This is a genomic window from Lysinibacillus sp. Ag94 (assembly GCF_023242215.1).
Taxonomy (GTDB): Bacteria; Bacillota; Bacilli; order Bacillales_A; family Planococcaceae; genus Lysinibacillus.
Genome location: NZ_CP096780.1, coordinates 1,529,070 through 1,543,318 on the forward strand (window position 1 = coordinate 1,529,070; position 14,249 = coordinate 1,543,318).

Genomic DNA, 14,249 nt, shown 5'->3' on the forward strand with positions numbered 1-14,249 from the left:
CATATCCCTTCGTTATTCCTCTTTTATTCGTAATTGTTGTTTGGCAAACTCACGGTACATATCATGCGTCTCAAATAAAGTATCATGTGTGCCACTGCCTGTAATATGTCCTTTCTCTACAAAAAGGATTTGATCTGCATCTACTACTGTTGAAAGGCGGTGTGCAATGACAAGCGTTGTTCTACCTTGCATTAAATTATCCAATGCTTTTTGAACATAAATTTCCGATTTACTATCTAGACTAGATGTTGCTTCATCTAGCATTAATATTTGAGGGTCACGCAAAAGTGCTCTTGCGATAGAGATTCGTTGTCGTTGACCACCAGAAAGCTTAATGCCTCGTTCTCCTACCTCTGTATCAAATTGCTCAGGTAATTCATTGATAAAATGATCGGCATAGGCCATTTTAGCAACTTTATTAAGTTCTTCATCCTGCACTTCTCTGTCAATGCCATAGCAAATATTTTCACGAATGGTACCAGACAGCAGTGCACTCTCCTGAGTAACGTAGCCGATTTGGCTTCTCCAGGAATGTAGGGAGTATGTGTTGATAGGGGTTTTTCCAAGTGTAATACGTCCGTTAATAGGCTGATAATATCTTTCTAACAGAGAAAATATTGTTGTTTTTCCTCCGCCACTAGGTCCTACGATGGCCGTCACCTGACCTGGTTCAATGGTAAAATTAATATTCGATAAAATTAGGTCTTCTCCATAAGCAAAGTCAACATTTTTTACATAAATCGGTTGATCCACTTTTTCTACTGTGTGTCCTTCGAAAATATGTTCTTCCTCATGCTCAAGTAATGCACTAATGCGTTCCGTAGCACCCATTGCTTTTTGAAGCTGTGTAAAGAACATCGTTAATTGGGTCATCGGCATAATAATTTGGATTAAATATAAAATAAAGGCCACCATGTCGCCTGCTGTAAGCTCTCCTGAAGAAACGCGTATACCGCCATAACCAATAATGGCCACAAGGACTGACATTAAAATAAACGAAATGAGAGGCGAAATAAGTGCATGGATTTTAGACTCTTTTAAGCCAAACGTAAAAAGGTTTGTTATGCCTTTCTTGCCACGCTCATATTCAATATTCTCGGCATTTGACGCTTTTACTAATCGTGTTTCAGGTAAAACTTGATTGAGCACAGCCGTAAATTTTGCTGTCTCATCTTGCATTCCTTTTGAAATGACAAACATTCGTCTTCCTAATAGCATTAAAATAACCATAGCAAGCGGAACAGCAATGAGCATGACTAAGGTCATTTTCCAGTCTAAGATTAATAGAATGATGATTGATCCAATAATAGATAGTACGCCTGATAAACAGTTCGCAAGATGTTCCGTAATGAGATCTTTGACAACAGCTGTGTCATTCGTCACACGGCTTAATGTTTCACCTGTATCGTTCTCATCGTAATAAGGAATTGGTAAATGAAGTAGCTTTCTCCAAAGCTGATCTCGTAATTTCGCAACAACATGATGTCCGACACGATTTAAATAATAAATGGAAAGTCCACCCGCAATAGCCTGCGCGATAAATGCAATCCCTAACAAAAGTATTTGCCAATAATCAAGGGATGCTAAAGAAAAGCCATCGACTAATTTCTTTGTAAATAACGGAACGATAAAGCCTACGCCCGTAGTTGCTAAACTCATTATTAATGCAATAATTAAAAGCCATATTGGTGGTTCAGCCTGTTTGACTAAGCGAATAAAGCGCCGCCAATCCTTCAGTTTTGTCGTATCTTTTGCGGCCCCCTGCACAGTAAATCCTCCTTTGATCTCATAAACAATAAAATATGAATCTTTTCTATGACTAACTATAGCATGTCAATATGAACTGAATATGAAATGAGGAGATAATGAGGATAGGTAGTATGGTTATTATATTAAATAAAGGAGTAACTATGAAATGAGGCTTTTTAGGATGGAAAAAAATACATCAGAAAAGCGCGAGGAATCAATGTTTTAAAATTGATGTCCCGCGCTTTCTAAGATGTCGACTAGCTAATTCCTAGTTTTTTTTAATAATTATACTCGTCCATAGAACCTAGCACAAACCCTATTATTCCAAATAAAACCATTAATACTACATATAAACCTATTGCAATCAACGCCCATACTAAAGCAGATTTAGCTGCTTTAGGCTTATCACCTTTCCATACAAAATACATAATAATCCCTAAAAGCGGTGTACAACAAAAGGAAAGGATATTAATAGCTATATTTGGTTTATCCTCTTCGGATGTATTATGTACACGAACACCACATTTTGGACAAATTTCTGCTTGTGCTGCAATTTCTTCACTACAGTGTGGACAAAACATTTAAATTATACCTCCTAAAATTAAAAGAATTCCCATTTTCCTACTGCTTTTCTTTCATATATTTTTTTCCCGATTAAATAAGCATCAATTAAAATGGGTATACCAACCATAATGAATCCTATAGGAAAAGGAATGAAAATAATAAATATTATAGATATAAATAAGCAAAGAAATCCCTTACCCATTTGATTATTAATGATTTGGCCTACACCAGGTATTAGAAATGTAAGTAATGTAGGAACTAGTGGATGAGTACCCTTTGAAGAATTTTTTAAAATAATACCGCATGAAGTACACATTTCTTGTAAAGCATTTAATTCATTCCCACAATTATGGCAGTAATTATACACTTTGAATTTTCCAACACCACAATTTGTGCAAATTTCTGCGTGTTCTGATAGATTGGATGCACAATATGTACAAAACATTTTCAGTCTCCTTAGTTAAAAATTAATGAACCAATATATTCTCCTTTTTTATAGAGATACATAGTTAGTTTCCAAAATAAGAGAGCGGCGTGTAAAATCATAAAAACAATGCCTATTCCCCCGAGTATTCCCGTTACTAATCGCCGATTATTAGTACTAAGCCATTTATTAAATAATTGTCCCGTTCCGTCTATAATCATAGGAATTGTTAAAATAAGTGCATAAAAAAAGGGTAAAATTTTAAATAATGCCAATATAATGCCAATTATATATCCTATACAAATTCCTGTACAACGTGCGCAAATTGGAAATTGAACACCTCTGTAAAAAAAAGATCGGCTCGGTAATCTATGGCAAAGGAACAAAAGTTGAAAATATCGATTCACGAAATCACCTATTTAATCAAGTTTTTCAATAAAAGGAAACACCGAATATAATATACTATAAAAAGAAATATTGGTAGTACCTTCAATGATAAAAATTACTTTTTACATATTTAGAGATTAAATGAATAGGTATTTATTACTACTATAAATTTTTCTAGCTTTTTTAAGAGGAATGTTGAAAATAAGTTCCTTTTTTTGGAGGAATACCATATAATATTATAAACCGACAGTCGGTCTATTAAATGTTGTTTTATTCAAAAAATATAATAGTCACCATGTTGACGTTAATAATGCTATTGTGTATTATTTAGTAAACATGGTGACTAAATAGTGAGGTGCTACATATGGATTTACAGCTTTTATTGAAGGAATTGCATTTTATGCAGCAAAGTTATGCGACATTGTTTTCAGTTGTCAATAAAGTCCAAATAAAAGGAGATGAATATTTAGAGGTATTAACGTCGAGGCAGCATATGGCTCTTATTGCTATTGCGCATTTACCAGTAGAAAATACAACACTCGTAAATATCGCCAAAAAGCTTGGTACAACTAAGCAGACTGCGAATAAGTTAATAACGAGTCTTGTGAAAAAAGGATATGTCCAAACGGTACCAAGTAAATTAGATAAAAGGTCGATCAATGTCGAGATTACCTCAGAGGGAAAAACAGCTTTAATTGCTTGTTCGGAGAAGTCTACTTACTTTTTAGCAGATATCTTTAAAGACTTTACAACAGAGGAAATTGAAACATTATGGAAGCTATTACAAAAACTCTATCGCTTTGACGGTGAGGAACTAGACGGATATGAAGAAACGGTAAATATGGAGATCGAGGAGCCAAAACAGATTTCAGACTTCCAAGAGAGAGTTTTTACTGAGTTATTAAAAAGACGATATGGAGATGAAGAACGCCGTGACTAAAGGAGCTATAACATTTTTTCACCTTCAAAAAGCAAAAGATACTAAGCAGAAGTTACAAGAAAAAGTTTACCTTATGAAACGTAAAATAAAAAAATCTACGTTTGAGGTTAAGGAAAAATTTTATCGGAAATCAAACATTAATCGTACTGGAAATTATGTATCCATTATCGTGGGGGTCTTATTGTTAATAATGTCTTGGTATGTGCAAATAGAATGGCTCATTTGGTTAAGTACTATCAGTATTTTTAGTAATGTCTTTCTTCTTACAATCAAAGGCGCAATGAATGGTAAAGGAAGGGGTCAAATGAATGGAATCACAAAATAAAAGCAAAGGCTTTTCAAAAGATTTTAATCTTATGGTGATTGGGCAAATTATTTCTATATTAGGATCTGCGCTTTTAAGGTTTGCCTTATCACTTTATGTACTAGATATTACAGGACGTGCAGATCTTTTTGCGGTACTATTTGCGATATCGAGTATCCCAATTTTACTAGCACCGCTAGGAGGAGCAGTTGCTGACAGGTTTAATCGACGCAATTTAATGGTGATTTTTGATTTTACGAGTAGCATAATCGTTTTTATTTTCTTTGCAATGTTAGCTTATGGTAATAGTTCTATTTGGCTTATTGGTGTTGTGATGGTGCTTCTTTCCCTTGTTAGTGCTATGTATACACCAGCAGTGATGGCCAGTATTCCAGTACTTGTAGAAGAGGAGAAACTAGAGCAAGCTAATGGAATAGTCAATGGTATTCAATCATTGTCTAATGTAGCTGCTCCTGTATTAGGCGGAATACTTTACGGTTTAATAGGCTTAAAAGTGCTTGTCATAGTGAGTGGTGTGTTCTTTTTCCTTTCTGCTATATTAGAGATGTTTATCCATATACCATTTATGCAACGAGAACAGGATAGACATATTATTCCGACGCTTGTAAATGATTTGAAAGAAGGCTTTAGTTATGTAGTGAAGAAATCTTTTATATTCAAATGTATGATTTTAGCTGCATTATTAAATTTATTTTTAACACCGCTGTTTGTCGTAGGTGTACCGATTATTCTACGTGTTACAATGCAAAGTAGTGATACATTGTATGGAATAGGGATGGGATTAATCGATTTTGCTACAATTTTGGGAGCTTTATCAATGGGGTACTTTGCGAAAAAAATGGGTATCAATAATTTATACTTTTGGGTGTTTATCACAGCTTTATTGATTGTTCCAATGGCTCTAGCAGTTACGCCACTCATCCTTCATATAGGATATTATCCGTCCTATACTTTATTTGTCGGTAGTGCGCTTGTTATAGCTATGATTTTGACCGTCATTTCAATATATGTGATTACACTTGTACAAAAAGAAACGCCTAATGAAAACTTAGGGAAGGTCATGGCTATCATCATCGCCGTTTCACAATGTATGGCACCGATTGGCCAAATATTGTATGGCCTTTTATTTGAAGCATTTAGTGTTAAAGTCTACGTTCCTATTTTAATGATTAGTATTGTCATGGTAATGATGGCAATTACAACAAAGAGAATTTTACGCTTTGAAAAGAGCGAGGTAGCAGAATAATTCATAAGAAATCTTTTGCACAATGTTTTACTTTTTAAAATACTGACAATCATTTTCATATGATTAACTTTTGAGTCCCTTAGTGCACAGCAAAAGGGGCTCTTTTTTTAGATAAAAGAAGTAGATGTGTTGCTTAGGGAAGTATGACCGAGCAAAAAGCTTTAATTGAAGAAGGGGGCGTACGTATTCGCCCAATTTTTATGACAGCAATTGCAACAATGGGTGCATTAATCCCGATAGCTATTTCGAATGCTCAAATTCCCCTTACGTTGTAGTTATATGCCGACTATCTACTTTTTTAATATTGTTTATCGTCCCTATTCTTTATAGTCTAATTAACAAGAATTAAAATCATAGAGAGGTAGGGACGGAAGTATAATTTCAAAAAAGATTTTCCACACATTAGAAAAGCGCGAGAAATCATGTTGCTAAAATTGATATCTCGCGCATTTTAAGAGTTTGCTTCAGTTTTGTCCGAGCCTTTTATATTGGTGATATTAGTACCATCTTCTCCGACGCCTCGCAGGTATTCTTTGTCGAGATTGAAATTCGTCAGACGGGAAGATTGGTTGAGGGATGCTTTCAATATCGGAACGAATAATTTGATGTTGCGGAAGTTCTATTTTTGAAACTGTGATATTTTGAGTATTGTTCAAGAGTGGTGAGGATAGCTGATTATATTCCACATTGTCTTCTAAAAAAGCTGTTTCAGTAGATGTCATGTTTTGCGTACTAGTTAAGAGAGGAATAGTTTGCGGAGTATATTCTATTTCGTCTTCTAAATACGTTGTTTGCAAAGAAGCTTGAGAAGAGTATTCTACAATTTCTTCAACTGGCGTGATGTGTGGAGAAGTGTTCAAGAATGGTACAGTGTGCTCATTATTACCCATAACAATCGTAGAGTCATCATGTTGCCGTTGCGCATGTTTTATTTCATGCTGGATTTCAGCATGATGTGGCTCTTGCACAGGATGAAATTCCTGCGTGACGAGTATTGGTCGCATCATGTCATGATCTTCATGTTCTAGGAAATGACAATGCCACATATATTGGCCGACATGATCTTTCCAATGCATAATAATTTTCGTAACCTTCCCTGCTTCCGCTTTTACAGTATCCTTCCAACCTTGCTCATAGTTATGCGGTTTTTCAGGGGGCCCTGTAAATGCCAGTCTACCTTCAGTTTGATATAGCTCCATATCGAAAGGGCGCCGTTCTAGTATTTTAAATTGAATTAAATGTAGATGAATAGGGTGATCAAACCGCGTGGCATTTATAAAATTCCAAATTTCTATACTATCAAGTGCAGGCTTTTCGGTAGTAGGATCATGATACATACGATTATTTAATAAAAACATTGGTCGACCAAAATCGTCTGTCGTAGCAGCTAATGGTAAATGTCTCTCGATATGTGCATCGTGTGAATGTAAATCCGATGATACTGCGAGTCTTTCTGGTATCTCACTAGTATCCTCACACTTTAGAGGAAGACACACTTTAAACTGCATGATTACCCGTGTATGTTCATCAATGAAATCTTCATCAGAATTGACTAACATTATTTCCTGACCTTCATATGATGAAAAATCGACTATAACATCTGTTCGTTCTGCCGGCAATAATTCGACAGATTGAATTTCTTGAGGCTTAGTTAAAAAGCCTCCGTCTGTTCCGATTTGTATCATAGGATCACCGTTTGAAAGGCTAATGACATAACCTCTTCTATTGGAACCATTGAGAAAACGAAATCTATATTTACGAGGTTCGACATTTAAATATGGCCAGACCTTCCCGTTTACAACGATGGTATTACCAACAAAGCCAGGTGTAATAGATGGATGAACGGAAACTGGGAATGGTGGTTCATCTGGATAGAAAAGTGAGCCGTCTTCATTAAACGATTTATCTTGTATTAAGATGGGATACTCATAGTCACCACAAGGTAGGTTAGAACGCTCTTCAAGCGAATCTCGAAGTAAATAAAAACCGGCTAATCCCGCATAGACATTTAAACGAGTTAATGCCATTGCATGATCATGGTACCATAGAGTTGCGCCGGGTTGATGATTAGTATATTCATGTATTTCTTTATTGAATTTTGGACCTGTTTGTGCATAATCTCTTGTGTACCATGCATCGGGATGTCCGTCGCTCTCCCAATCTACATTTGCGCCATGTAAATGTGTAACAGTTCTTACTTCCTTTGAATCGTTTGCCGCATGCAGTGAAACATCAACGGGTAAAAAGTGATTTAAGGGCAATTGATTATTATATCTAACATAAATACTTTTGTCTTTTGTAGCCTCAATTGTCGGTCCGGGATAAAGTCCGTTATAGCCCCATATGATTGATTTTGGGAAATCTTTATGGAAAGAATGCTCTGCTTGCATCATTTTAAGTTCATAATAATTTTTTCTCTGTTGGCCTTTATAATATTTAGGTTTAGCGGTAACCGGTTTTGGCAGCTCATCCACAAATTTTGGTATTGTCTCTGGATCTGTAGGATTAACTTCTTTAGTCAAAACATCACGTCCCTTTTCAATTCTTAAAATTGCTCATTACCTCATCATATGGGTAAAAACAATAGGCAACTAGGACAATAATGGAGATAATTGTACTTATAAAAAAATTTCTCCATTTTAATTATTTCAGCAAATATCATTTGTGCCGAAAGCGAGGGATAGGACAGATGTCTCCACCTCGAACATTTGCTGAAATATAAGAAGAACTCAGTCTAAGAACGCCACGTCCTGTGGCAATTTATGTGTAAAAGCGAAGCGACAGCAAAAGGTGTGGGCATGCGCGTTTGTATCAATTACAAAAAACTTTTATATCAATGCTTGTACAGTGCTAGATGACGGTCGTCCTACTATGTTGTTTTATGGATTATCATAGAATTTTAGCGATAAATTTTGCTTCCTATTTGCAATTGTGAATAGGAATTTTTCCATTGAAAGGGTTTTCTTTCTTAAGGGCTGCACGAAAAAGAAAAAAATTACTATCCGAATCATTTGAAAACGTTATTCTATCAACGTACAATATATGAAATTAAGAAACACGACAGCACAAAATTGTTGTATAATGTTGTGGTATGAGGAAAGAAAGCAGGTTGGCAAAAATGGAAAGCAAAATGAATGTATACGCAGTTATAGACATGCAGAAGCATCAGGCAATCGTGTTAAAGAATACGCTAGATGTGAAACTTAAGGTGAATATATGAAAAACTGGTTGATTTTCATTTCTGTCTTTATAGTTTCATTGTCACTTGTCATTAGTATTTTAGTACTCTGGAAAGCCGAGGCTCCATTCCGTTCAATTGAAGAGCAGGCTGAACAGTTGGCACTCGATGCCAAAGCCCTCGCAATTGTCTCGGAGTCTTACACATATAATGGCAAACATTCGTATGTCACTGTGTTCGGGGCAGATGAATATGGTGATAAAAAAGCTGTCTTTGTTCCGACGAATCTAAAAGCAGATTCAATTAAGGAAGTACTTTTAAAAGATGGTATTACGGAAAAGCAGGCATTATCGGTTTTGAAAAAAGAAGGCAATGTACAAAAAGTCCTTAATATCAAATTAGGCTATGAGGAGCCAGGTGCTGTTTGGGAAATTACATACCTAAACGATCGCGATAAGCTCAACTATGTCTATATTATGTTTAAGGACGGCGACTGGTGGAAGCGCATTACGAATTTATAAGAGGAGTAGATCTCGTATGAAAAATTTATTAGCAAACCGTGTAAAAACTTTAACACCTTCTTCAACTTTAGCAATTACTGCGAAAGCAAAGGAATTAAAAGAGCAAGGTATTGACGTTATTGGTCTAGGTGCTGGTGAGCCTGACTTCAACACGCCACAAAATATTTTAAATGCTGCCATTGACTCGATGGAAAAAGGTTTAACAAAATATACACCTGCTGGCGGTCTTCCAGTACTTAAGAAAGCGATTATCGATAAACTTCAACGCGACAACAATCTTACATACAAGCCGAATGAAGTAATTGTAGGTGTTGGAGCAAAACATATTCTTTATACTTTATTCCAAGTGATTTTAAACGAGGGCGATGAAGTTATTATTCCAATTCCTTATTGGGTATCTTATCCTGAGCAAGTAAAATTAGCGGGCGGTGTACCTGTTTATGTTGAAGGCACACGTGAGCAAGGCTATAAAATTACTGCGGATCAATTAAGAGCTGCTGTGACAGATAAAACAAAAGCAGTTATTATTAACTCTCCTAGCAACCCATCAGGGATGATTTATTCTCGTGAAGAGATTGCTGAAATTGCTGCTGTTGCAGAAGAAAAAGATATTTTAATCGTGTCAGATGAAATTTATGAGAAGCTTGTATACAATGGTATTGAGCATTTTTCAATTGCACAGCTATCTGATGCAGTGAAAGCACGTACAATCGTTGTAAATGGTGTTGCAAAATCTCACTCTATGACAGGCTGGCGTATCGGATATGCTGCAGGGGATGCGGACATTATTAAAGCAATGACCGATCTTGCATCGCACTCTACATCGAACGCAACAACAACTGCACAGTATGCAACAGTGGAAGCGTATAATGGACCACAAGACGCTGTAGAAGAAATGCGACAAGCATTTGAATCTCGTCTTGAAAAAATTTATCCACAGTTAAGTGCAATTCCTGGCTTCAACGTTTTAAAACCGCAGGGTGCATTCTATTTATTACCAGATGTAGCAGAAGCTATGGCTCACACTGGTTATGATTCAGTAGATGCATTCGCTTCGGATATTTTAACAGAAGCAAACGTAGCAGTGATTCCAGGTTCTGGCTTTGGTGCACCAACTACAATGCGATTATCTTATGCTACATCATTAGACTTATTAGAAGAGGCAGTCCGTCGAATTGATACATTTGTAAAATCAAAATGGCAAGACTAATCCTTTTATCATCTTTCAGCAGATCTTTTTTGTACCGAAAGCGTAGCGACAGGTACAGAAGTCGCCCACCTCTATAGGTGGTGAGATGAATGCGAATGTAAGCTATTTTTCAGAGGGGGTCCAAACGCCCGCTGAAATAGTGGAACTCAGTCTAAGAACGCCACGTCACCTGTGGCAACGACTGAGTGACCAACATCTTGTTGGCCTAAAGCCTCCGGCGGATGTCATGGAATCGGAAAGGAGTTCCTAGGGGATGTTAGCCTAAAACCATCGCATCCATGCGATAACGGCTAACTGACCTGCGTCATGCAGGCCTAAGCACAAAGCCGATTCCAGACGCAATTATGCCAAGGCACAATTGATTGAACTTTGGAGGATTTCTATGAAAAAAATTATGATTCAAGATATGCCAAAGCATATCGGTGAAACCGTCAAGCTAGGAGCTTGGTTAGCAAACAAACGATCAAGTGGGAAAATTGCCTTCTTACAATTACGTGATGGGTCTGGCTTTGTTCAGGGCGTTGTTGTAAAAGAAGAAGTAGGCGAAGAAATTTTTGCCATTGCAAAAGGTATGTCCCAAGAAACTTCAATGTACATTACGGGCGAGGTTAAAGCAGATGAGCGTTCAAGCTTTGGCTGTGAAATTGCTGTAACTGGTATTGAAGTACTACATGCTGCAACTGATTTCCCTATTACGCCAAAAGAACATGGTCCAGAGTTTTTAATGGACAACCGCCACTTATGGCTACGTTCTCGTAAGCAACATGCGATCATGAAAATTCGTAACGAAATTATTCGTGCAACTTACGAGTTTTTCAACGACAATGGCTTTACAAAAATGGACCCACCGATTTTAACTGGGTCAGCTCCAGAAGGTACTTCTGAGCTATTCCACACAAAATATTTCGATGAGGATGCCTATCTTTCTCAATCTGGTCAGCTTTATATGGAAGCGGCTGCGATGGCATTAGGTAAAGTGTTCTCATTCGGTCCTACATTCCGTGCAGAAAAATCTAAAACACGTCGTCACTTAATCGAGTTTTGGATGATTGAACCAGAAATGGCCTTTGTGGAATTTGAAGAAAACCTAGAAGTGCAAGAACAGTATGTAGCGCACATTGTGCAATCAGTTCTGGCAAACTGCAAATTAGAATTAGAGCGACTTGGTCGTGATACTTCAACACTTGAAAATATCAAAGCACCATTCCCTCGTATTTCTTACGATGATGCTATTAAATTATTACATGAGCAAGGATTTGACGATATTGAATGGGGCGATGATTTCGGTGCACCACATGAAACAGCAATTGCTAATTCATTTGATAAACCTGTATTCATCACTTGTTACCCAGTAGGCATTAAGCCATTCTACATGCAACCACATCCTGACCGTGATGATGTAGTATTATGTGCAGATTTAATTGCACCAGAAGGTTATGGTGAAATAATTGGTGGTTCTGAGCGTATTCACGACTATGATTTATTAAAATCACGTCTTGAAGAGCATCAATTATCTTTAGATGCCTATGCATGGTATTTAGAGCTACGTAAACAAGGTTCTGTACCACATTCAGGCTTCGGTCTTGGATTGGAACGTACAGTGGCATGGATTTCTGGCACGGAGCATATTCGTGAAACGATTCCATTCCCACGTTTACTAAACCGCTTATATCCATAAGTAATACCTAGTTTGATTTTAGGTTTTGCTGCACGTCAAAGCAGTTAAAATTAAAAAAAAGTCGCGTAGTGATGTGTCTACGCGGCTTTTCTACTTACGATAGAAAAAGGAGTCAAGTATAATATGAGCACAAATAACGATCGACTCCGTACATGGACTGAGCAGAGAATGATCCAAATTCCTCAGCTGTTTTTTCAGTTTTATAAGGAGTTAAATATTGAGGATGATGAGGCACTTATTGTGATGCATTTACTTGCGTTCCATATGGAGGGGAATGATTTTCCTACGCCTAATGACCTGATGAATCGTCTGACAATGCCTGGCAATGACATTACTTCACGACTACAGCGATTAATGCAAAAAGGTTTCCTTGAAATAACAAGCGATGTCGATGCGAATGGCAAACTATATGAAAAATATTCGGTTTACCCACTTTGGGAGCGTATTATGCAGATGATTGAAATGAAGGAACATCAAAAATCAGCAGCATCACTTCGACAAGAAGAGGGTGAAATATTCCGATTATTTGAAGAGGAAATGGGGCGTCTTTTATCTCCTTTAGAGCTAGAAAAAATCGGATCTTGGTTAGATGAGGATAAGCACAGTCCGGCGCTTATTAAGGAGGCGCTTAAGGAGGCTGTATTTGCTGGCAAGCTAAGTATTCGTTATATAGATCGAATATTACTGGAGTGGAAAAAGAAAAATATTGCGACACCACAAGCAGCACAGAAGCAAAGCGAGCAGTTCCGGGAAAAACAAACATTTAACCGACCGCCAGTCCGAACAATGCAGCAAGAAACGCAGTCAACAAATAAAGTACCATTTTATAATTGGTTAGAAGAAAGAGAATAGGAGGCTTCCGACATGTTAACAAAAAAACAATGGGAGCATTGTCTAGCGGAAATGGATCGTATGTTTCCTGATGCACATTGTGAGTTAGTACATGACAATCCGTTTGAACTAACTATTGCCACGTTATTATCGGCACAATGTACAGATGTACTTGTAAACAAAGTAACGAAAACATTGTTTCAAAAATATAAAAAGCCGGAAGATTACTTAGCTGTATCCTTAGAAGAGCTACAACAGGACATTCGCTCCATTGGCTTGTATCGAAATAAGGCAAAGAATATTCAAGCATTATGTCAAAGGCTATTAGAGGAATATGAGGGAGAAATACCTGCAAGTCGAGAAGCACTAGTTACATTGCCTGGTGTTGGTCGTAAGACTGCTAATGTCGTGTTGTCTGTTGCTTTTGAAATTCCTGCACTTGCAGTAGATACACATGTAGAGCGCGTCTCTAAGCGATTGGGGCTTTGTCGCTGGAAGGATTCAGTGCTTGAAGTCGAAGAAACAATTATGAAAAAAACACCGATGGACAAATGGTCGAAAACACATCACCAGTTAATTTTCTTCGGTCGTTATCATTGTAAAGCCCAAAACCCTAACTGTCACACTTGCCCTTTACTTGATGATTGTAGAGAAGGGCAAAAACGTTTGAAGAAAGGGTTGGTGAAGGAAGCGTGAATGTAGAGGCACTCGAAAAGGAAAAAGTAGATGCTTGGTTTGCAGAGTGGGCAGAACTAGAAGGCAAAATTCATGCAGCTCATGATACAAGGAATGGTGAAGCAAAAGGATTGATGGAAAATGCCATTTTATTGTTTGAGCGCTTAGTGCAAGATGCAGGGGATGAAGTGTTGCCTATTAATGGTGTCGAACGCTTAACCTTTATAAAAGCAAAGCCTGGCCAATATGCCTGTTATCGTCAGCTCGATGAATTATTTAAGGAAACAAAAAAGCGAGCAGCACGGCTACGCTTGCAGGCTGCAAAAAAATAATACAGACAGATAGATCTAAAAAGATATAAAAAAAGGCTGGTACATAACTAGTCAAAACCTTAAAAGCGCGAGAAATCATTTTTAAAATGTTGATTTCTTGCGCTTTTCTGTGGTCAAAGTGTTGAGCTACTTCCACAGTTTGTTGCACGCTTTCGCGCAAAAAAAGCATCTTTTGAAGTTTCAATTTAT

Annotated in this window: 15 protein-coding genes; 10 read left to right on the plus strand and 5 right to left on the minus strand. The window is 37.2% G+C overall.

The features are described from left to right. Window positions 1-12: 12 nt before the first annotated feature. The 4 genes from MY533_RS06905 to MY533_RS22265 form a co-directional block, all read right to left on the minus strand. Window positions 13-1,767, minus strand: a complete 1,755-nt coding sequence (locus MY533_RS06905; RefSeq protein ID WP_305884008.1) for an ABC transporter ATP-binding protein — start codon at window positions 1,765-1,767, stop codon at window positions 13-15. Between the two features lie 260 nt (window positions 1,768-2,027). After that, window positions 2,028-2,330: a zinc-ribbon domain-containing protein gene (locus MY533_RS06910; RefSeq protein WP_248718506.1), complete on the minus strand. Its 303-nt coding sequence runs from the start codon at window positions 2,328-2,330 to the stop codon at window positions 2,028-2,030. 20 nt (window positions 2,331-2,350) lie between these two features. After that, window positions 2,351-2,758: a zinc ribbon domain-containing protein gene (locus MY533_RS06915; protein WP_248718507.1), complete on the minus strand. Its 408-nt coding sequence runs from the start codon at window positions 2,756-2,758 to the stop codon at window positions 2,351-2,353. Between the two features lie 11 nt (window positions 2,759-2,769). After that, window positions 2,770-3,144, minus strand: coding sequence for a DUF2085 domain-containing protein (locus tag MY533_RS22265; RefSeq protein WP_371873308.1), 375 nt, complete (start codon window positions 3,142-3,144; stop codon window positions 2,770-2,772). Window positions 3,145-3,488: 344 nt separating this feature from the next. On the opposite strand from MY533_RS22265, the gene MY533_RS06920 reads away from it, so the two are divergent. The 4 genes from MY533_RS06920 to MY533_RS22100 all read left to right on the plus strand — a co-directional run bounded on the left by MY533_RS06920 (window position 3,489) and on the right by MY533_RS22100 (window position 5,910). Continuing rightward, complete coding sequence (locus MY533_RS06920; protein ID WP_132359106.1) at window positions 3,489-4,064, plus strand: MarR family winged helix-turn-helix transcriptional regulator; 576 nt, start codon at window positions 3,489-3,491, stop codon at window positions 4,062-4,064. Continuing rightward, the gene (locus MY533_RS06925) at window positions 4,057-4,389 is read left to right on the plus strand and encodes a hypothetical protein (RefSeq protein WP_248718508.1); all 333 of its coding nucleotides are present in this window, start codon (window positions 4,057-4,059) and stop codon (window positions 4,387-4,389) included. Before MY533_RS06920 ends, MY533_RS06925 begins: the two co-directional genes overlap by 8 nt. Beyond that, window positions 4,373-5,635 carry an MFS transporter gene (locus MY533_RS06930; protein ID WP_248718509.1) on the plus strand — a complete coding sequence of 421 codons (1,263 nt, stop codon included), beginning with the start codon at window positions 4,373-4,375 and terminating at the stop codon, window positions 5,633-5,635. The genes MY533_RS06925 and MY533_RS06930 overlap by 17 nt, the downstream gene beginning before the upstream one ends. Window positions 5,636-5,778: 143 nt before the next feature. After that, window positions 5,779-5,910, plus strand: a complete 132-nt coding sequence (locus tag MY533_RS22100) for a hypothetical protein (RefSeq protein ID WP_256469518.1) — start codon at window positions 5,779-5,781, stop codon at window positions 5,908-5,910. Between the two features lie 222 nt (window positions 5,911-6,132). On the opposite strand, the gene MY533_RS06935 is transcribed toward MY533_RS22100, so the two are convergent. Beyond that, on the minus strand, window positions 6,133-8,157 hold the full coding sequence (locus MY533_RS06935) for a multicopper oxidase family protein (RefSeq protein ID WP_248718510.1): 2,025 nt from the start codon (window positions 8,155-8,157) through the stop codon (window positions 6,133-6,135). A 694-nt stretch (window positions 8,158-8,851) separates the two neighbouring features. Between MY533_RS06935 and MY533_RS06940 the strand changes: the two genes are divergently transcribed. From MY533_RS06940 to MY533_RS06965, 6 genes are all read left to right on the plus strand, one after another. Beyond that, window positions 8,852-9,334, plus strand: a complete 483-nt coding sequence (locus MY533_RS06940; RefSeq protein ID WP_248718511.1) for a cell wall elongation regulator TseB-like domain-containing protein — start codon at window positions 8,852-8,854, stop codon at window positions 9,332-9,334. A 16-nt stretch (window positions 9,335-9,350) separates the two neighbouring features. Beyond that, on the plus strand, window positions 9,351-10,544 hold the full coding sequence (locus tag MY533_RS06945) for a pyridoxal phosphate-dependent aminotransferase (protein ID WP_248718512.1): 1,194 nt from the start codon (window positions 9,351-9,353) through the stop codon (window positions 10,542-10,544). A gap of 382 nt (window positions 10,545-10,926) precedes the next feature. Beyond that, window positions 10,927-12,222, plus strand: a complete 1,296-nt coding sequence (asnS, locus tag MY533_RS06950; protein WP_132359094.1) for an asparagine--tRNA ligase — start codon at window positions 10,927-10,929, stop codon at window positions 12,220-12,222. A gap of 123 nt (window positions 12,223-12,345) precedes the next feature. Then, a complete protein-coding gene (locus MY533_RS06955; RefSeq protein WP_132359092.1) occupies window positions 12,346-13,074 on the plus strand; it encodes a DnaD domain-containing protein in 729 nt (242 codons plus the stop codon). 12 nt (window positions 13,075-13,086) lie between these two features. Next, the gene (gene nth, locus MY533_RS06960) at window positions 13,087-13,749 is read left to right on the plus strand and encodes an endonuclease III (RefSeq protein ID WP_049666611.1); all 663 of its coding nucleotides are present in this window, start codon (window positions 13,087-13,089) and stop codon (window positions 13,747-13,749) included. Then, complete coding sequence (locus MY533_RS06965; protein ID WP_248718513.1) at window positions 13,746-14,060, plus strand: YpoC family protein; 315 nt, start codon at window positions 13,746-13,748, stop codon at window positions 14,058-14,060. Before nth ends, MY533_RS06965 begins: the two co-directional genes overlap by 4 nt. Window positions 14,061-14,249: the final 189 nt, after the last annotated feature.